The following is a 21,919-nucleotide window of genomic DNA, read 5'->3' as shown; positions in this document are numbered from 1 at the left end:
GCGAGCAAGTGGTGTTCGGCACGGTACTGCTGGGCCGCCTTCAGGCGGGCGAGGGTGCTGACCGGGCGTTGGGGATGTTTATCAATACCTTGCCGCTGCGGGTCGATATCGGTACGCAGACGGTGCTCGCCGGACTCAAGGCCACCCACGGCCAACTGACCGCGTTGCTCGGGCACGAACATGCGCCGTTGGTGCTGGCCCAGCGTTGCAGCGGCGTGGCCGCGCCGGCACCGTTGTTCAGCGCGTTGCTCAACTACCGCCACAGTGTGGTGGCCGCCCCCACGGCCGAGCATGAAGCGGCCTGGAGTGGTATTGAAGCTTTTGGCGCCGAGGAGCGCACCAACTATCCGCTGACCCTGAACGTCGATGACTTGGGCGATGGCTTCAAGCTGTCGGTACTGGTGACGGCCGAGGTGGGTGCGCAACGCCTGTGCGGTTATATGCAGGCGGCGGTGGCGCAACTGGTCCAGGCGCTGGAACAGACCCCGGCGGCGACGCTGGACAGCCTGTCGATCCTGCCGCCGGCGGAGCGTGAGCAGGTGCTGGTCGGTTTCAACGCCACCGCCACCGATTCGCCACGGCATACGACGGTGCACGCTCTGTTCGAGGCCCAGGTACAGCGCACGCCTGAAGCCGCGGCGGTGGTGCATGACGCGACGAGCCTGAGTTACCGCGAGTTGAACCGGCAGGCCAATCGCCTGGCGGCGGAACTGCTGGAACTCGGCGTGCAGCCTGGGGAGAGCGTGGCGCTGTTGTTGCCGCGCTCCATCGATCTGGTGGTCAGCCAACTGGCGGTGCTCAAGTGCGCGGCGGTCTATGTGCCGCTGGATATCAATGCCCCACGCGAACGCCAGGCCTTTATGGTGCAGGACAGCCAGGCCGTGCTGGTGCTGACCTACAGCGCTGAAACCCTGGACCAGGGTGTACGGCGTCTTGACCTCGACACCCGGTCTGTCAACGCAGAGCCGGCGGTCAACCCGGACCGAGCGGCAACCGCCGAGTCGGTCGCCTACATCATGTACACCTCCGGCTCCACCGGCACGCCCAAGGGTGTGCTGGTCCCGCACCGGGCCATCGGCCGCCTGGTAATCGACAACGGCTACGCCGACTTCAATGCACGGGATCGCGTGGCCTTCGCCTCCAACCCGGCTTTCGACGCCAGCACCCTGGATGTCTGGGCGCCGCTGCTCAATGGCGGTTGCGTGGTGGTGGTCGAACACTCGGTATTGCTGTCCCAGGATGAGTTCCGGGCGCTGCTGCTGGCGCAATCGGTCAGCGTGCTGTGGCTGACCGCCGGGCTGTTCCATCAATATGCCGACGGCCTGATGGAGGTCCTCGCCCGCTTGCGCTACCTGATTGTCGGTGGTGATGTGCTGGACCCGGCGGTCATCGCCCGGGTACTGGCGCAAGGCGCGCCGCAACATCTGCTCAACGGCTATGGCCCGACCGAAGCCACGACCTTTTCCGCGACCTACGAGATCACCTCGGTGGGCAGCGGCGGTATTCCCATCGGTCGACCGATCGGCAACAGCCAGGTCTACGTGCTTGATGCACGTCGCCAACCGGTGGCGGTAGGCGTGCCCGGCGAGCTGTATATCGGCGGGCAGGGCGTGGCCAAGGGGTATTTGAACCGGGCGGAATTGAGCGCCACGCAGTTTGTCGCCGATCCGTTCAGCGCCCAGGCGGGGGCACTGCTGTACCGCACCGGTGACCTCGGTCGCTGGAACGCGGACGGTAACCTGGAGTACCTCGGCCGCAATGACGGTCAGGTGAAGATCCGTGGTTTCCGTATCGAACTGGGTGAAATCGAGGCCGCTCTGGTCACGCACCCGGCGGTACAGGAAGCGGTGTTGCTGGCACGGCAGGACGACGGTGAGAAACGCCTGGTGGCCTATTTCACCCTGGGCGAGTCGCAGCAGACGCTGGATATCGAAAGCCTGCGCAGTCATCTGCAGGCCTGTCTGCCGGACTATATGGTGCCCGCGGCCTACGTGCGTCTCGACGCGCTGCCGCTGACCCCCAACGGCAAGCTGGACCGCAAGGCCCTGCCGGCACCGGATGCCCAGGCACTGGTCAGCCGTGGCTACGAGGCGCCCGAAGGCGTGGTCGAAACCACCCTGGCGGCGATCTGGGCCGAGGTGCTCAAGGTCGAGCGGGTAGGGCGTCACGATCACTTCTTCGAACTGGGCGGGCATTCGCTGCTGGCCGTCAGCCTGATCGAACGGATGCGCCAGGCCGGCTTGAGCGCCGATGTGCGCGTGCTGTTCGGCCAGCCGACCCTGGCCGCATTGGCGGCGGCCGTCGGTGGGGGCTCTGAAATCAAGGTCCCGGCCAATGCCATCCCGGCCGGTTGCACCCGGATCACGCCGGACCTGCTGCCCCTGGCCGATCTCGACCAGGCCGCCATTGACCGTATTGTCGCCAGCGTGCCGGGCGGGGTGACCAATGTGCAGGATATCTACCCGCTGGCACCCTTGCAGGAGGGGATTCTTTATCACCACCTGGCGGCCGAGCAGGGCGATCCGTACGTCTTGCAGACCCTGTTCGAGATGGCCGGTCGCGAGCGCCTGAGTGCCTTTATCGACGCCTTGCAAAGCGTTATCGAACGCCATGACATCCTGCGTACCGCCGTGCTCTGGCAAGGGCTGGAGACACCGATGCAGGTGGTCTGGCGCCAGGCACGGTTGTATCTGGAGCAGGTCGAACTCGATCCGGCCGAGGGCGATATCGCCGAGCAGTTGCATGAACGCTTCGACGCACGTCATTCGCGGTTGGACCTGACCCAGGCGCCGCTGATGCGCCTGGTCTTTGCCGAGGACGCGCCGAACCAGCGCTGGGTGGCGATGCTGTTGTTCCACCATATGGCCCTGGACCACACCGCGATGGATGTGGTGCGCCAGGATATGCAGGCGCACCTGCTCGGCCTGGCCGGACAGCTCGGTGCCGCCGTGCCGTATCGCAACTATGTGGCCCAGGCCCGCCTGGGTGTGAGCCGCGAGGCCCATGAAGGGTTCTTCCGCGAGATGTTGGGCGATATCGATGAGCCGACCCTGCCGTTCGGCCTGCTGGATGTGCAGGGCGACGGTCGCGATATCGAGGAAAGCAGCCTGGCGCTGGACAGCCGGCTGGACCTGCGCCTGCGGGCCCAGGCCCGTCAACTGGGGGTGAGCGCCGCCAGCCTGGTGCACCTGGCCTGGGCCCAGGTACTGGGCAAGGTGTCGAGCAAGCGCACGGTGGTGTTCGGTACCGTGCTGATGGGCCGGATGCAGGGCGGCGAGGGTGCCGACCGGGCGCTGGGGATGTTTATCAATACCTTGCCGCTGCGGGTGGACCTGGGCGGGCAGGGCGCGCGGGACGGGGTCCGGGCGACCCATGCCCGGCTCACCGCGCTGCTCGGCCACGAACATGCGCCGTTGGTGCTGGCCCAGCGTTGCAGCGGGGTGGCCGCGCCGTTGCCGTTGTTCAGTGCACTGCTCAACTACCGGCACAGTGCCGCGGCGGAACAATCGGGCGAGGCCCTTGAGGCCTGGCGTGGTATCGAGGTGCTCAGTGGCGAGGAGCGCACCAACTATCCGTTGACCTTGAACGTCGACGATCTGGGCGACGGTTTCAAGCTGACGGTGCTGGTCACCGGCAGCGTCGGAGCCGGGCGCGTTTGCAGCTATATGCAGACAGCGTTGGAAAGTCTGGTGGGGGCGTTGGAACAGTCACCGGCCACGGCGCTCGACAGTCTGTCGATTCTGCCGGCCGCCGAGCGCGAGCAGTTGCTGGTGGGGTTCAACGATACGGCGCTGGATTATCCGCGGGAACAGACCATTCACGGGTTGTTCGAAGCACAGGTCGAGCGTACGCCGCAGGCCCTGGCGGTGGTGCATGGCGGGAAGCGCCTGAGCTATCGCGAGCTTAACGAACAGGCCAACCGTTTGGCCCATGCGTTGCGCAAGCAGGGTGTGCAGCCGGATTCGCGGGTCGGGATCTGCGTTGAACGTGGGGTCGAGATGGTCGTCGGCCTGCTGGCGATCCTCAAGGCGGGCGGTGGTTATGTGCCGCTGGATCCGGCTTATCCGGTAGAGCGGATTGCCTATATGTTGCAGGACAGTGCTCCGGCAGCCGTACTCGCGCAGGCCGCAACCCGTGACTTGCTGGCAGGGGTTTCGGTGCCCGTGATCAATCTCGATCAGGGCACCTGGCAGGACGAGTCCGTCCAGAATCCAGAGGTGTCGGGGCTGACCTCGGCGCATCTGGCGTACCTGATCTACACCTCGGGTTCGACCGGCCTGCCTAAAGGAGTGATGATCGAACACCGCAACACGGTGAGCTTCCTGACCTGGGCCCATGCCGCTTTCGACGGTGGTTCGGCGTTGAACAAGACGTTGTTCTCGACTTCGCTGAACTTCGACCTGGCGGTCTACGAGTGCTTTGCCCCTCTGACCTCGGGCGGCAGTATCAACGTGGTGAAAAACGTCCTGGAGCTGCAACACGGCGAACACGATATCGGTCTGATCAACACTGTGCCGTCCGCCCTGAAGGCCTTGCTGGAAGTCGACGGCCTGCCGGAGTCGGTGCACACGGTCAACGTTGCAGGTGAGGCGCTGAAACGCAGTCTGGTGGAATCGCTGTTCGAGAAGACCGGCGTCCAACGCCTGTGCAACCTCTATGGCCCTTCGGAAACCACCACCTATTCAAGTTGGGTAGCGATGGATCGCGAAGACGGTTTTGCCCCGCATATCGGCAAACCGGTGGGCAACACCCGGTTCTACCTGCTGGATGAACAGCAACAACCCGTTCCGCTGGGTGTACCGGGTGAAATCTACATCGGTGGCGCCGGTGTGGCCCGGGGTTACCTCAATCGCGACGACCTCACCGCCGAACGTTTCCTCCAGGACCCGTTCAGCCAGGACGCCTCGGCACGGATGTACCGCACCGGCGACCTGGGTCGTTATCTGGCGGATGGCAATATCGAATACCTGGGCCGTAACGACGACCAGGTGAAGATCCGTGGTTTCCGTATCGAACTGGGCGAGATCGAAGCGCGCCTAGCCAAACATCCGGCGGTGCAGGAAGCCGTGGTCATGGCCCGCGAGGACGTGCCGGGCGACAAACGCCTGGTGGCCTATTACACCGTCCAGTCCACGGATAGCGAGCCGGCCATCGACAGCCTGCGCGGCTGGCTGCTGGGGCAACTGCCGGCCTATATGGTCCCGGTGGCCTACGTACGACTCGACGCACTACCGCTGACCCCCAACGGCAAGCTCGACCGCAAGGCCCTGCCGGCTCCGGACGGCGGCGCGCTGATCAGTCGCGGCTACGAAGCCCCGCAAGGCGAGACCGAAATCCTGATCGCCGAGATCTGGCAAACCTTGCTGGGTATCGCCCAGGTCGGTCGGCATGACCACTTCTTCGAACTGGGCGGCCATTCGCTGCTCGCCGTGAGCCTGATGGAACGCATGCGCCAGGAAGGCCTGGAAGCCGATGTCAGGACCCTGTTCGAACACCCCACCCTCTCGGAATACGCGGCAACGACGGAAAGAATGGAGATTGTTCTGTGAGCGTGATCGAACTGTTGGCAATACTGAAAGAGAAAGATGTGCAACTTGCCGTCAAGGGCGACCAACTGGTCGTCAGCGGCAGGCGACAGTCCCTCACCGAGCCCGCCGTGCTGGCGATGTTGCGCGAGAACAAGGCGGCGTTGATCGAACTGATCAATGCCGGCGAGTATTCCAGCGGCAAGGCCGGGGAAGTGGAGATTCCGGCCCAGGCGATCCCTGCCGGCTGCGCGCGCATCACCCCGGACATGCTGCCCCTGGTCCGGCTCGACCAGGCGGCCATCGAGCATATCGTCGCCAGCGTCCCCGGTGGTGTCGGCAATGTGCAGGACATCTACCCGCTGGCACCGTTGCAGGAAGGCATCCTCTATCACCATATCGCCGCCGGGCAGGGTGATCCCTACGTCCTGCAGGCGCAGTTCGCGATTGCCAGCCGGGCTCGTTTCGACGAGTTCACCACGGCCTTGCAGCAGGTGATCGACCGTCACGACATCCTGCGCACCAGCGTGGTCTGGGAAGGCCTGGACGAACCGGTGCAGGTGGTCTGGCGCCAGGCGCGGCTGGTCCTCACTGAAATCGAGATCGACCCCGCTGCCGGCGCGGCTGGCGAGCAACTACGACAACGCTTCGACCCGCGCCACTACCGTCTCGATATCAGCCAGGCGCCTTTGCTGCGCCTGGCCTTCGCCCACGATGCGGCCAACCAGCGCTGGGTGGCAATGCTGCTGTTCCATCACATCGCCATCGACCACGCGGCCCTGGAAGTGGTGCAGCAGGAAATCCATGCGCACCTGTACGGCCAGGCCCAGGCCCTGGGCGAGCCGGTGCCGTATCGCAACTATGTGGCCCAGGCCCGACTCGGGGTCAGCAGCCAGCAGCACGAAGCGTTTTTCCGCGAGATGCTCGGTGATATCGACGAGCCGACCCTGCCGTTCGGCATTCAGGATGTGCGCGGCGACGGTCATGGTGTCGAAGAAGCGACCCAGACCTTGCCCGCCGAGCTGAGCCGGCGCCTGCGGGCCCAGGCCCGGCAGCAGGGTGTGAGTGCGGCGAGCCTGCATCACCTGGCCTGGGCCCAGGTGCTCGGGCGCCTGTGCGGGCGCAACGATGTGGTGTTCGGCACCGTGCTGCTGGGGCGGATGCGCGGCAGCGAAGGGGTTCGCCGGGCCCTGGGGATGTTTATCAATACCTTGCCGCTGCGGGTTGCCGTGGGCGAGCAGGATGTGCGGGCCGGGGTCAAGGCGACCCATGCGCGGCTGACCGCGTTGCTCGGTCACGAGCACGCCTCGTTGTCCCTGGCCCAGCGTTGCAGCGGCGTGGCCGCGCCGACGCCGTTGTTCAGCACCTTGCTCAACTACCGGCACAGTTCTGCTGAGGCGGTGACGGGGGAGGCGGTGCAGCTGTGGGAAGGGATCGAGGTGTTGGGGGGCGAAGAACGCACCAACTATCCGCTGATCCTGTCCCTGGATGACCTGGGCGAAGGTTTCAGCCTGAATGTGCAGGCGCTTGCCGGTATCGGTGCGCAGCGGGTCTGCGGGTATATGCAGACGGCGTTGGAGCAGTTGGTCCAGGCCCTGGAGCGGGCTTCGACTTCGGCGCTCAACAGCCTCTCGATCCTGCCGGCCGATGAGCGCGAACAGTTGCTGGTGGGGTTCAACGATACGGCACTGGATTATCCGCGGGAACAGACCATTCACGGGTTGTTCGAGGCGCAGGTTGAGCGTACGCCGGATGCTTTGGCGGTGGTGCATGGCGAACAGCGCCTGAGCTATCGCGAGCTTAACGAGCAGGCCAACCGTTTGGCCCATGCGTTGCGCAAGCAGGGTGTGCAGCCGGATTCTCGGGTCGGGATCTGTGTCGGGCGTGGGGCCGAGATGGTTGTCGGGTTGCTGGCGATTCTCAAGGCGGGCGGCGGTTATGTGCCGCTGGACCCGGCTTATCCGGCGGAGCGGATTGCCTATATGTTGCAGGACAGCGCTCCGGCGGCGGTGCTGGCTCAGTCGGCTACCCAGGCATTGTTGGCGGGCGTTACGGTGCCCGTGATCAATCTCGACCAGGACACCTGGCAGGACGAATCCGTCCAGAATCCGCAGGTGCCAGGGCTGACCTCAGCGCATCTGGCTTACCTGATCTACACCTCGGGTTCGACCGGTCTGCCCAAAGGCGTGATGATCGAACACCGCAATACCGTGAACTTCCTGACCTGGGCTCACGCCGCTTTCGGTGATGAGGCGTTGAACAAGACCTTGTTCTCCACCTCGCTGAACTTCGACCTGGCGGTCTACGAGTGCTTTGCACCGCTGACTTCGGGCGGCAGCATCGAGGTGGTGAAAAACGTTCTGGAGCTGCAACAGGGCGAACACGATATCGGTCTGGTCAACACCGTACCCTCAGCCTTGAAGGCGCTGCTGGAAGTCGATGGTCTGCCGAAATCGGTGCACACGGTCAACGTCGCCGGCGAGGCCCTTAAACGCAGCCTGGTGGAGTCACTGTTCGAGAAGACCGGCGTCCAACGCCTGTGCAACCTCTATGGCCCTTCGGAAACCACCACCTATTCAAGCTGGGTAGCGATGGATCGCCAGGACGGCTTCGCCCCGCATATCGGCAAACCGGTGGGCAACACCCAGTTCTACCTGCTGGACGAGCAGCAACAGCCCGTCCCGTTAGGTGTTCCGGGTGAAATCTACATTGGCGGCGCCGGTGTGGCACGGGGTTACCTGAACCGCGACGACCTGACCGCCGAACGCTTCCTCCAGGATCCGTTCGCAACCACGCCGAATGCCCGGATGTACCGCACCGGCGACCTCGGCCGCTATCTGCCGGACGGCAATATCGAGTACCTCGGCCGTAACGACGACCAGGTGAAAATCCGTGGTTTCCGTATCGAACTGGGCGAGATCGATGCCCGCCTGGCCAAACATCCGGCGGTCCACGAAGCCGTGGTCACGGCCCGCGAAGATATTCCGGGCGACAAGCGTCTGGTGGCCTATTACACCCTGGCCGATGGACATACCTCGGTCGATATCGACAGCCTGCGCCGTCATCTGCAGGAAAAGCTGCCGGAGTACATGGTCCCGGCCATCTACGTTGTGTTGGACAAGCTGCCGCTGACCCCCAACGGCAAGCTCGACCGCAAGGCCCTGCCAGCCCCGGACAGCGATGCGCTGGTCCGTCGTGGCTACGAAGCGCCCCAAGGCGAAACCGAAATCACCCTGGCACGGATCTGGAGCGACCTGCTCAAGGTCGAGCAGGTCGGACGTCATGATCACTTCTTCGAACTGGGCGGCCATTCGCTGCTGGCCGTCAGCCTGATCGGCCATATGCGCCAGGCCGGGCTCAGTGTCGATGTGCAGGCGCTTTTCAGTCAGCCGACCCTGGCCGCTCTGGCCACTGTCGTGGGCGGCGGGCGGGAAATCGTCGTTCCGGCCAATGCCATTCCGGCAGGCTGCGAGCGTATCACCCCGGAGATGCTGCCCCTGGTCAACCTCGACCAGGCCGCCATCGAACAGATTGTCGCGAACGTGCCCGGTGGCGCGGCGAATGTGCAGGATATCTATCCGCTGGCGCCGTTGCAGGAAGGCATTCTCTATCACCATCTGTCTGCCGGCAGCGGCGATCCCTACGTCCTCCATGCACTGTTCACGGTGCCGGACCGCCAGCGCCTGGACGCTTTCGCCCTGGCGTTGCAACAGGTTATCGATCGCCATGACATCCTGCGCACCGCCGTGCTCTGGCAGGGCCTGGAAGAGCCGGTCCAGGTGGTCTGGCGCCAGGCCCGCCTGCACCGCGAGGCCCTGGAGCTTGACCCGCGTGCCGGTGATGTAGCCAGCCAGCTCAAGGAGCGTTTCGACACCCGTCACTCGCGCCTGGACGTGACCCGAGCGCCACTGATGCAACTGGTGTTTGCCGAAGATGAAGCCGAGCAGCGCTGGGTGGCGATGCTGCGCTTCCATCATATGGCCCTGGACCACACCGCCCTGGAAGTGGTCCGTCATGAAATCCAGGCACACCTGCTGGGGCAGGCCGCGCAGTTGGGCTGCCCGGTGCCGTATCGCAACTATGTGGCCCAGGCGCGCCTGGGTGGGCGTCGGGAGGAACACGAAGCGTTCTTCCGCGAGATGCTGGGCGATATCGACGAGCCGACACTGCCGTTCGGTTTGCAGGATGTGCAGGGCGACGGTCATTCCATCGAGGAAGCCACCCGCGTGCTGTCGCCGGCGCTGAGCCTGCGCCTGCGGGCTCGTGCCCGGCAGTTGGGCGTGAGCGCGGCCAGCTTGCATCACCTGGCCTGGGCCCAGGTATTGGGCAAGGTTTCGGGCAAGCAGGACGTGGTCTTCGGCACCGTGTTGATGGGCCGGATGCAGGGCGGCGAGGGGGCCGACCGCGCGCTGGGGATGTTTATCAATACCTTGCCGCTGCGGGTGGCCGTGGGCGGGCAGGGCGCGCGTGCCGGGGTCAAGGCGACCCATGCGCGACTGACCGCGCTGCTGGGGCACGAACATGCGTCCCTGGCCCTGGCCCAGCGTTGCAGCGGCGTGGCCGCGCCGACACCATTGTTCAGCGCCTTGCTCAACTACCGTCACAGTGCCGTCGGCAGTGTTTCCGAAGAAGCCGCTCTGGCCTGGCAGGGTATCGAGACCCTTGGTGGTGAGGAACGTACCAACTATCCGTTGACCTTGAACGTCGATGACCTGGGCGAGGGCTTCAGCCTGAATGTGCAGGTCAACGCCGAAGTCGGCGCCATGCGGGTCTGCGCCTATATGGAGGCGGCACTGGAGCATCTGCTCCAGGCGCTGGAGCAGAACCCCGAGGCGCCACTGAGTGGCCTGTCGATCCTGCCGGCTGACGAGCGTGAACAACTGCTGGTGTCGTTCAACGACACGCTGCTGGATTATCCGCAGGCGCAGACCGTCCATGGTTTGTTCGAAGCGCAGGTGCAGCGTACGCCGGACGCCTTGGCCGTGGTGCATGGCGGGCGCCGCCTGACTTATCGCGTGCTTAACGAGCAAGCCAACCGTCTGGCGCATACCTTGCGTAAACAGGGTGTGCAGCCGGACTCACGGGTCGGGATCTGTGTCGAGCGCGGGGCGGAGATGGTCGTCGGCTTGCTGGCGATTCTCAAGGCGGGTGGCGGTTATGTGCCGTTGGACCCGGCTTACCCGGCGGAGCGGATTGCCTATATGTTGCAGGACAGTGCTCCGGCGGCCGTACTGGCGCAGACCGCAACCCGTGATTTGCTGGCGGGTGTTTCGGTGCCGGTCATCAATCTCGATCAGGGCACTTGGCAGGAAGAATCCGTCCAGAATCCTGAGGTGCCGGGGCTGACGTCGGCGCATCTGGCGTACTTGATCTACACCTCGGGTTCGACTGGTCTGCCCAAGGGCGTGATGATCGAACACCGCAACACCGTGAACTTCCTGACCTGGGCCCATGCCGCTTTCGGCGGTCCGGCGTTGGAAAAAACGTTGTTCTCGACTTCGCTGAACTTCGACCTGGCGGTGTACGAATGCTTCGCCCCCTTGACCTCAGGCGGCAGCATCGAGGTGGTGAAAAACGTTCTGGAGTTGCAACAGGGCGAGCACGATATCGGCCTGATCAACACAGTGCCATCGGCGCTCAAGGCGTTGCTGGAAGTCGATGGCTTGCCGGAATCGGTGCACACGGTCAACGTCGCCGGCGAAGCGCTGAAACGCAGTCTGGTGGAATCGCTGTTCGAGAAGACCGGCGTCCAACGCCTGTGCAACCTTTACGGCCCGTCGGAAACCACCACCTACTCAAGTTGGGTGTCGATGGATCGCGAGGACGGTTTCGCCCCCCATATCGGCAAACCCGTCGGCAACACCCAGTTCTACCTGCTGGATGAACAGCAACAGCCCGTTCCGCTGGGTGTTCCGGGTGAAATCTACATCGGCGGCGCCGGTGTGGCACGGGGTTATCTGAACCGTGAAGACCTGACCGCCGAACGTTTCCTCAACGACCCGTTCAGCCGGGAAGCCTCGGCGCGGATGTATCGCACCGGCGACCTCGGCCGTTACCTGCCGGACGGCAATATCGAATACCTTGGTCGTAACGACGACCAGGTGAAGATCCGCGGTTTCCGTATCGAACTGGGCGAGATCGACGCCCGCCTGGCCAAACACCCGACCGTCCACGAAGCCGTGGTCACGGCCCGCGAGGATATTCCGGGCGACAAGCGCCTGGTGGCCTATTACACCCTGGCGGCCGGGCAGACTTCAGTCGATATCGAATCTCTGCGCAGCCATCTGCAAGAGCAGTTGCCGGAGTACATGGTTCCCGCCATCTACGTGCTGCTTGAGGCCATGCCGCTGACCCCCAACGGCAAACTCGACCGCAAGGCCCTGCCGACCCCGGACGGCGATGCGCTGATCCGCCGTGGTTATGAAGCGCCCCAGGGCGAAACCGAAACCATCCTGGCACGGATCTGGATGCAGCTGCTCAATGTCGAGCAGGTCGGGCGCCACGATCACTTCTTCGACCTGGGCGGCCATTCGTTGCTGGCCGTCAGCCTGATCGAACGCATGCGTCAGGCCGGCCTGAGCGCTGATGTCCGCGTGCTGTTCAGCCAGCCGACTCTTGCGGCCCTGGCTGCTGCCGTGGGCGGTGGGCGTGAAATCGTCGTCCCGGCCAATGCCATCCCGACCCCTTGCGCGCACCTCACCCCGGACATGCTGCCGCTGGTCACTCTCGACCAGGCCGCTATCGACCGGGTTGTGGCTAAGGTGCCGGGCGGCGCGGCGAACGTGCAGGATATCTACCCGTTGGCGCCGCTGCAGGAAGGCATCCTCTATCACCATCACCTGGCCGTGGACCATGTCGACCCGTATCTGCAACACGCGCTGTTCGCCTTCGACAGCCGCGACCGGCTCGACGCCTTCGCCCGGGCCCTGCAAGGAGTGATTGCACGCCACGATATCCTGCGCACCGCGGTGGTCTGGGAAGGCCTCGATACGCCGCTGCAAGTGGTCTGGCGCCAGGCGACCCTGGCGCTGCACGAAGTGTCGCCGGACCCGCTCGCCGGTGATACCGCCGGACAACTGCGCGGGCGCCTCGATTCTCCGCAGACCCGCCTGGATATCCGTCGGGCGCCGATGCTGCAGCTCGACTATGCACAGGACCCGTCCAACCAACGCTGGATCGGCCTGTTGCAGTACCACCACCTGGTCAACGACGCCACCTCCCTGGGGGCGTTGGTGGGCGAAATCGAAGCCCATATGCAGGATCGCCAGGCGCAACTGCCGGCCTCGATCCCGTACCGCAACTATGTGGCCCAATCGCGCCTCGGTGTGAGCCAGGCCGAGCACGAGCAGTTCTTCCGTGAAATGCTCGGCGATATCGACGAACCGACCTTGCCCTTCGGCCTGCAGGATGTGCAGGGCGACGGCCAGGATATCGAAGAAGCCCGCTGTGCCGTGGACAGCGGCCTCAGCCGCCGCCTGCGGACCCAGGCCCGGCAATTGGGCGTCAGTGCCGCGAGCCTTTGCCACCTGGCCTGGGCCCGTGTGCTCGGTGCGGTCTCGAGCAAGGACGAAGTGGTGTTCGGCACCGTCCTGCTCGGTCGCCTGCAAGGCGGCGAGGGCGCCGACCGTGCACTCGGTATGTTTATCAATACCCTGCCGCTGCGGGTGGCACTGGGTGGGCTGGGTGTACGTGAAGGGGTCAAGGCCACCCACTCACGCCTTACCGCTCTGCTCGGTCACGAACATGCGCCGCTGACCCTGGCGCAACGTTGCAGCGGCGTGGCGGCGCCGACCCCGTTGTTCAGCGCGCTGCTGAACTATCGACACCTGGCGAGTGGCAGCAGCGACCTGCCGGCCTGGAACGGCATCGAGATGCTCGGTGGCGAAGAACGCACCAACTACCCGCTGACCCTGTCGGTGGACGATCTGGGCGAAGACTTCGCCCTGCACGTCGGTACCTTGGCCGGTACCGGGGCACAACGGGTCTGCGGCTATATGCTCAGCGCCCTGGAAAGTCTGGTAGAGGCGCTGGAGGAAACGCCGGCCTTGCCGCTGGAGCGGCTGTCGATCCTGCCCGCCGATGAGCGCGAGCAACTGCTGGTAGGGTTCAATGCCAGCGCTCGCGACTATCCACGGACGCAAACCGTCCATGGCCTGTTCGAAGCCCAGGTGCGGGCGCGTCCCGAGGCTTGCGCGGCGATCCACGATGGCGTGTCGCTGACCTACGCCGAACTCAACACCCGGGCCAACCGCCTGGCCCGCCATCTGCGCGGTCTCGGTGTACAACCGGGCGACAGCGTGGCGATCCTGCTGGAACGCTCCCATGAGCTGCTGGTCAGCCAACTGGCGGTGCTCAAGTGCGGCGCGGTCTATGTGCCGCTGGATATCAACGCCCCGGTCGAGCGCCAGGGTTTCATGATCGAGGACAGCCAGGCCCGGGTCCTGCTGACTCGCCGCGAGGTGCCGCTGGTCACCAAGGTACAATGTGTGGACCTCGATCATCTGAGTCTGGAACGCCTGGACGGCGATGACCTGGCGATGCCGCAGTCCAGCGAAAGCGTGGCCTACATCATGTACACCTCCGGCTCCACCGGCACCCCCAAGGGTGTTCTGGTGCCGCATCGGGCCATCAGCCGCCTGGTGATCAACAACGGTTATGCCGACTTCAATGCCCGGGATCGGGTGGCCTTTGCCTCCAACCCGGCATTCGACGCCAGCACCCTCGACGTCTGGGCGCCGCTGCTCAATGGCGGTTGCGTGGTGGTGATCGGCCAGGCCGACTTGCTCTCCCCGGAAAACTTCCAGCGCCTGCTGCTGGAACAGTCGGTCACGGTGCTGTGGATGACCGCCGGCCTGTTCCATCAATACGCCGCGGGCCTGGGCGACGCCTTCTCGCGCCTGCGTTACCTGATTGTCGGCGGCGATGTGCTGGACCCGGCGGTTATCGCACGGGTCCTGGAGAACGCCGCTCCCGAGCACCTGCTCAATGGCTACGGCCCGACCGAAGCCACGACCTTTTCCGCAACCTATGAAATCACCCGGGCGGACCGCGGCAGCCTGCCGATTGGCCGGCCGGTGGGCAACGGCCGTCTTTATGTGCTCGATGCCCAGGCCCAGCCCGTGCCGCTGGGGGTGATCGGTGAGCTGTATATCGGTGGCCTGGGCGTGGCCAAGGGGTACCTGAACCGGGATGAGTTGACCCGGGAAAAATTTGTCGCCGACCCGTTCGACAGCGACCCGCAGGCGCGCTTGTATCGCACCGGCGACCTGGCGCGCTGGCGTGCCGACGGCAACCTGGAATACCTGGGGCGTAATGACGACCAGGTGAAGATCCGTGGCTTCCGGGTCGAACTGGGCGAGATCGAAGCGCGCCTGGCCGAACATCCCGAGGTCAAGGAAGCCGTGGTGCTGTGCCGCGAAGAGACCCCGGGCGACAAGCGCCTGGTGGCCTATTTCACCCCGGCCTTTGTCGGGGCGGTGGAGCGGATCGACGCGTTGCGCGGGCATTTGCACGGGCAGTTGCCGGAATATATGGTGCCCATGGCCTATGTGCGCCTTGAGCGCCTGCCGCTGACGGCCAACGGCAAGCTGGATCGCAAGGCCCTGCCGGCGCCGGATGAACGGGCGTTGATCAGCCGTGGCTACGAGGCGCCCGAGGGAGCAACCGAGACCTTGCTGGCGCAGTTATGGTCCGAGCTGCTCAAGGTCGAGCAGGTCGGTCGACATGACCACTTCTTCGAACTGGGCGGGCATTCATTGCTGGCGGTGACGCTGATCGAGCGTATGCGCCAGGCCGGCCTGAGCGCCGATGTCCGGGTGCTGTTCAGCCAGCCGACCCTGGCGGCGCTGGCCGCGGCGGTGGGCAGTGGTCGTGAAATTCGCGTGCCGGCCAATGGCATTACCCTCGATTGCTCGCGTATCACCCCCGAACTGTTGCCGCTGGCGAACCTGGACCAGGCCGCCATCGACCGGATCGTCGCCACGGTGCCGGGGGGCGTTGCCAACGTCCAGGATATCTATGCCCTGGCGCCGTTGCAGGCCGGCATCCTCTATCACCACCTCAGCGCGGAACAGGGCGATCCCTACGTGCTGCAATCGCAGTTCGCCTTCGACAACCTGGAGCGCCTGGAAGAATTCGCCAGCGCCTTGCAGTTCGTGATCCAGCGCCATGACATCCTGCGCACCGCGCTGGTCTGGGAAAGCCTCGACGAGCCGGTGCAGGTGGTCTGGCGTCAGGCGCAGCTGGTGCGCGAGAGCCTGGAACCGGACCCGCAGGGCGTTGATGTGGCGAGCCAGCTGCATCAGCGTTTCGACTCGCGGGACTACCGCCTGGATATTCGCCAGGCACCGATGCTGCGGCTGATCCAGGCCTGGGATACGCAAAACCAGCGTTGGCTGGCCTTGCTGCTGTTTCATCACCTGGCGATGGACCATACCGCGATGGATGTGGTGCAGCACGAGATGCAGGCCTATCTGCTGGGGCAGCAGGCGCAACTGGGCGCGCCGGTTCCGTATCGCAACTATGTGGCCCAGGCCCGCCTGGGCGTGAGCCAGGAGGAGCACGAGCGCTTCTTCCGCGAACGGCTCGGTACTGTCGACGAACCGACCCTGCCGTTTGGCTTGCAGCTGGCTGATGTTCAAGGCATCGATGAAGCCCGTCTGCCTGTTGGGGTTGCGCTGGGTCGCCGTTTGCGAGTCCAGGCCCGTCAACTGGGGGTAAGTGCCGCCAGCCTGGTGCATCTGGCCTGGGCCCAGGTACTGGGCCGGGTTTCGGCCCGCGACGACGTGGTCTTCGGTACGGTGCTGATGGGCCGGATGCAGGGCGGCGAAGGGGCCGACCGCGCCTTGGGCATGTTTATCAATACCTTGCCTCTGCGGGTGGTCCTCGGCGCTCGTAGCGCACGGGAAGGGGTCAAGACCACCCACGACGAACTGACCGCGTTGCTTGGCCATGAGCATGCGTCCCTGGCGCTGGCCCAGCGTTGCAGCGCTGTCAGCGCGCCGCTGCCGTTGTTCAGCGCCTTGCTCAACTACCGTCACAGCAGCGTTGTCGTGACGGACGAGGCGCTGACGGCCTGGCACGGCATGCAGGCCCTGGGCGGTGAGGAGCGCACCAACTATCCGCTGACCCTCAACGTCGATGACCAGGGCGAAGACTTCCTGTTGACCGCCCAGACTGTTCCGCTGATTGCGGCTGAGCGAATCTGCGCCTATATGCAGCGGGCCTTGCACAGCCTGGTCGATGCCCTGGAGCAGACGCCCCAGGCGCCATTGCAGGACTTGTCGGTGCTGCCGGAGGCTGAACGTCGGCAGTTGTTGGAAGCCTTCAATGCCACTGCGGTCGACTATCCGCAGGATCTGACCTTGCATGGCCTGTTCGAAGCTCGGGTTGCCACTTGTGGTGACGCAGTAGCGGTTGTGGACGAGAAGGGCAGTCTGACTTATGACGCACTCAACCGTCAGGCCAACCGTATCGCTCATCGTCTGATCGGTCTGGGCATCGGCCCTGATGATCGGGTGGCGATCTGTGTCGACCGTAGCCTGGAAATGGTCGCGGGGTTGATGGGTATTCTCAAAGCTGGCGCCGCTTATGTGCCGCTGGACCCGGATTACCCGATTGATCGTTTGACTTACATGCTGGAGAACTGCGCCCCGGCGGTGGTCCTCAGCCAAGAGGCTTTGCGTGCGCTGCTTCCAGCCAGCAACGTACCGGTGCTGTTGCTCGATCCTGAGTATGCCGAACGTGAAGGTTTCCTCGCACAACCAGATAGCAACCCGTTGCGCGCTGAAGTCCGTCCCGAGCATCTGGCTTACGTGATCTACACCTCCGGCTCGACCGGCCAGCCGAAAGGCGTGATGAACGAACACCGTGGCGTGGTCAACCGCTTGCTGTGGATGCAGGACGAATACGGCCTGAATGCTTCGGACAGCGTGTTGCAGAAGACGCCATTCAGCTTCGACGTGTCGGTCTGGGAATTCTTCTGGCCGCTGTTCAACGGCGCACGGCTGGTGATGGCGCGTCCGGGTGGTCATCGTGACCCGGGCTATCTGCGCGAAGTGATTCGCGAGCAGAAGATCACCACCTTGCACTTCGTGCCGTCGATGCTGGATCTGTTCCTCGCCCATGGCGAGGCCGGGGACAGTGGCCTGCTGCGGGTAATGTGCAGCGGTGAAGCCTTGCCGGGCCATCTGGTGCGGCGCTTCAAGCAGCAGTTGCCGGAAGTCGGCCTGTTCAACCTCTACGGTCCAACCGAAGCGGCGGTAGACGTGACGGCTTGGGATTGTGCCGGTCCTTTGGACGAAACCCCGGACAACACGCCTATTGGCAAACCGGTGGCGAATACGAAGATCTACCTGCTGGACGCCAGTCGTCAGCCAGTACCGCTGGGTGTGGCAGGCGAGTTGTATATCGGTGGTGTGCAGGTGGCTCGCGGTTACCTGAATCGCCCCGAACTGAGCGCCGAGCGTTTCCTCGACGACCCGTTCAATGTCGGTCGTATGTACCGCACCGGCGACCTCGGTCGCTATCTGCCGGACGGCACGGTGGAATACCTGGGCCGTAACGACGACCAGGTGAAGATCCGTGGTTTCCGGATCGAACTGGGCGAAATCGAAGCGCGCCTGGCTGCTTATCCTGGGGTCAAGGAAAGCGTAGTCCTGGCTCGGGAGGACAACCCGGGCGAAAAACGCCTCGTGGCCTACGTCACCGCGCAGCAGCCTGAAACCGTGTTGGAGATCGAAAGCCTGCGTGGCCATCTGCAAGGCGCATTGCCGGAGTACATGGTCCCAGCCGCCTACGTGCAGCTCGATGCACTGCCACTGACGCCTAACGGCAAGCTGAATCGCAAGGCGTTGCCGGCGCCAGATGGTGGCGCATTGATCAGCCGTGAATACGAGGCTCCACAAGGGGAAGCCGAAACCGTACTGGCGCAACTCTGGGCGGAACTGCTCAAGGTCGAGCGCGTAGGGCGGCACGACAACTTCTTCGAACTCGGCGGTCACTCGCTATTGGCCGTGACGCTGATCGAACGCATGCGCCAGGTCGGCCTGAGCGCCGATGTGCGGGTACTGTTCGGCCAGCCGACCCTGTCGGCATTGGCCGCGGCGGCGGGCGGCAGCACGGAAATCGTGGTGCCGGCCAACCTGATCCCCGAACGCTGTGAACACATCACCCCGGACCTGTTGCCACTGGTCAGCCTGACCCAGGCACAGATCGACCGGGTGGTGGAAACGGTGCCTGGCGGTGCCGCCAATGTGCAGGATATCTACCCGCTGGCGCCATTGCAGGAGGGCATCCTGTTCCATCACCTGTCGGCCGGCGAAGGTGATCCCTATGTGCTGCAATCGCAGTTCAGCTTCGACAGCCGCCAACGCCTGGATGACTTTATCCGGGCGCTGCAAAGCGTGATCGATCGTCACGATGTGTTGCGCACCTCGATCGTCTGGGAAGGGCTGGAGACACCGGTGCAAGTGGTCTGGCGCCAGACCCGGCTGATGGTCGAGTTCCTTGAGTCGACCCCGGGAGACGCCGGACCGCTGGCACAACTGCTGCAGCGCTTCGATCCGGCGCACTTGCGCCTGAATCTGCAACAGGCGCCGCTGCTGCACCTGGCGGTCAGCGAAGATACGCTCAACCAGCGCTGGGTGGGCGTGCTGCTGTTCCATCACATTGCCATCGACCACACCACGATAGCCGTGGTGCAACAGGAAATGCAGGCCAGCCTGCGTGGGCAGGCGACGCCATTGGCGCCGGCCATGCCGTATCGCAACTATGTGGCCCAGGCCCGCCTGGGTGTCAGCCAGGAGGCCCACGAAACCTTCTTCCGCGAGATGCTCGGCGATATCGACGAGCCGACCCTGCCGTTCGAACAGCAGGAAGTGCGGGGTGACCAACAGGCGATCGCCGAAGCCCACCTGACGCTGGACCTTGGGCTGTCCCAGCGCCTGCGTGGCCGTGCCCGGCAATCGGGTGTCAGCGCGGCAAGCCTGGTGCACCTGGCCTGGGGCTTGGTGCTGGGCCGCCTCTGCCGACGCGAGAAAGTCGTGTTCGGTACCGTGCTGCTGGGCCGGATGCAGGGCGGCGCGGGCGCGGATCGGGCGCTGGGGATGTTTATCAACACCTTGCCGCTACGTCTGGACCTTGGCGCCTTGGGCACGCGGGCCGCGCTCAAGGCGGCCCATGGCCGGCTGACGGCGCTGCTGGGCCATGAGCATGCGTCCCTGGCCCTGGCCCAGCGTTGCAGCGGGGTGCCGGCGCCGACGCCGCTGTTCAGCGCCTTGCTCAACTATCGGCACGGTGCCGGTGAGGTCAGCCAGCAGGCGCTGGATGCCTGGCAGGGTATCGAAAGCCTGGGGGGCGGCGAGCGCACCAACTATCCGCTGACGCTGTCGGTGGACGATAACGACGTGGGCTTCAGTCTGACGGTACAGGCGACTGCCGGCGTCGATGCGCAACGGGTCTGCGGTTATATGCAGGTCGCGCTGGCGAGTGTGGTGGATGCCCTGGAGCTGAACGCCGAGGTGCCGCTGGGACGGCTGTCGGTGTTGCCGGCGACTGAGCGTGAGCAGTTGTTGTTCGGGCTCAACGCCACCGCGCTGGATTACCCGCAGGCGCAGACCATTCATGGGTTGTTCGAGGCGCAGGTGCAGCGTACGCCGGAGACCCTGGCGGTGGTGCATGGCGAGCGTCGTCTGAGCTATCGCGAACTCAATGAGCAGGCCAACCGCCTGGCGCATACCCTACGTAAGCAGGGTGTGCGGCCGGATTCTCGGGTGGGGATCTGTGTTGAGCGTGGGGCTGAGATGGTTGTCGGGCTGCTGGCGATTCTCAAGGCAGGCGGCGGTTATGTACCATTGGACCCGGCTTATCCGGCGGAGCGGATTGCCTATATGTTGCAGGACAGCGCCCCGGCGGCGATCCTGGCACAAGCGGCTACCCGTGATTTGCTGGCGGGCGTTACGGCGCCCGTGATCAATCTCGACCAGGACACCTGGCAGGATGAGTCCGCCCAGAATCCGCAGGTGCCGGGGCTGACTTCGGCGCATCTGGCCTATCTGATCTACACCTCGGGTTCGACCGGTCTGCCCAAGGGCGTGATGATCGAACACCGCAATACCGTCAACTTCCTGACCTGGGCCCACAAGGCTTTCGACGGTTCGGCGTTGAACAAGACATTGTTCTCCACCTCGCTGAACTTCGACCTGGCGGTCTATGAGTGCTTCGCCCCTCTGACCTCGGGCGGCAGCATCGACGTAGTGAAAAACGTCCTGGAACTGCAACACGGCGAACATGATATTGGTTTGATCAACACCGTTCCATCCGCGCTCAAGGCCCTGCTGGAAGTGGGCGGCGTGCCGAAATCGGTGCACACGGTCAACGTGGCGGGCGAAGCCCTTAAACGCAGCCTGGTGGAATCGCTGTTCGAGAAGACCGGCGTCCAACGCCTGTGCAACCTCTATGGCCCTTCGGAAACCACCACCTACTCAAGCTGGGTGGCGATGGATCGCGAAGACGGCTTTGCCCCGCATATCGGCAAACCGGTGGGCAACACCCGGTTCTACCTACTGGACGAGCAGCAACAGCCCGTTCCGCTGGGTGTTCCGGGTGAAATCTATATCGGCGGCGCCGGCGTGGCCCGGGGTTACCTGAACCGTGATGACCTGACTGCCGAACGCTTTCTCCAGGACCCGTTCGCCATCACGCCAAATGCCCGGATGTACCGCACCGGCGACCTGGGTCGTTACCTGGCGGACGGCAATATCGAATACCTGGGCCGTAACGACGACCAGGTGAAGATCCGTGGTTTCCGTATCGAACTGGGCGAGATCGAAGCGCGCCTGGCCAAACAGCCCGAGGTTCAGGAGTCGGTGGTGATGGCCCGTGAAGATGTGCCGGGTGAAACCCGCCTGGTGGCGTATTTCACCCTGGCCAACGTCGGTGTGGTGCCGGACAGCGGCACCCTGCGGGCTTATCTGCAAGGACTGCTGCCGGACTATATGCTGCCGGCGGCCTATATGCAGCTCGACGCCTTGCCGCTGACTCCCAACGGCAAGCTCGACCGCAAGGCCCTGCCGGTGCCGGACAGCAGCGCCTACGCCTCGCGTGTCTACGAAGCCCCGGTGGGTGACGTGGAAGTCCGGTTGGCGGCACTCTGGGCCGATTTGCTCAAGGTCGAACGGGTGGGGCGCCACGACCACTTCTTCGAGCTGGGCGGCCATTCGTTACTGGCGGTGAGCCTGATCGAGCGGATGCGCCAGGCCAATCTGGAAGCCGATGTGCGGGTGTTGTTCGGCCAGCCGACGCTGATCCAGGTGGCCGCCTCGGTGGGCACCACCCAACGGCTGGAGGTACCGCAGACGAAGATTCCGATGCTCAATCGCAAACGCCGTATCTGA

2 protein-coding genes (1 of these 2 cut by a window edge) are annotated in these 21,919 nt (G+C 64.5%); both read left to right on the top strand.

Annotated elements, in window-relative coordinates:
* On the top strand, positions 1-5,549 hold the final stretch of the coding sequence (gene sypA / locus HX830_RS12735) for a syringopeptin non-ribosomal peptide synthetase SypA (RefSeq protein ID WP_177100508.1). Its footprint begins 10,567 nt before the window's first position; the window shows 5,549 of its 16,116 coding nt (coding positions 10,568-16,116); its start codon lies off the left edge, out of view; its stop codon occupies positions 5,547-5,549.
* Positions 5,546-21,919, top strand: a complete 16,374-nt coding sequence (locus HX830_RS12730) for an amino acid adenylation domain-containing protein (RefSeq protein WP_371317493.1) — start codon at positions 5,546-5,548, stop codon at positions 21,917-21,919. The genes sypA and HX830_RS12730 overlap by 4 nt, the downstream gene beginning before the upstream one ends.

The organism is Pseudomonas gingeri, from assembly GCF_013385425.1.
Classification (GTDB): domain Bacteria; phylum Pseudomonadota; class Gammaproteobacteria; order Pseudomonadales; family Pseudomonadaceae; genus Aquipseudomonas; species Aquipseudomonas gingeri_D.
This window is presented reverse-complemented; position numbering and strand designations above follow the sequence as displayed.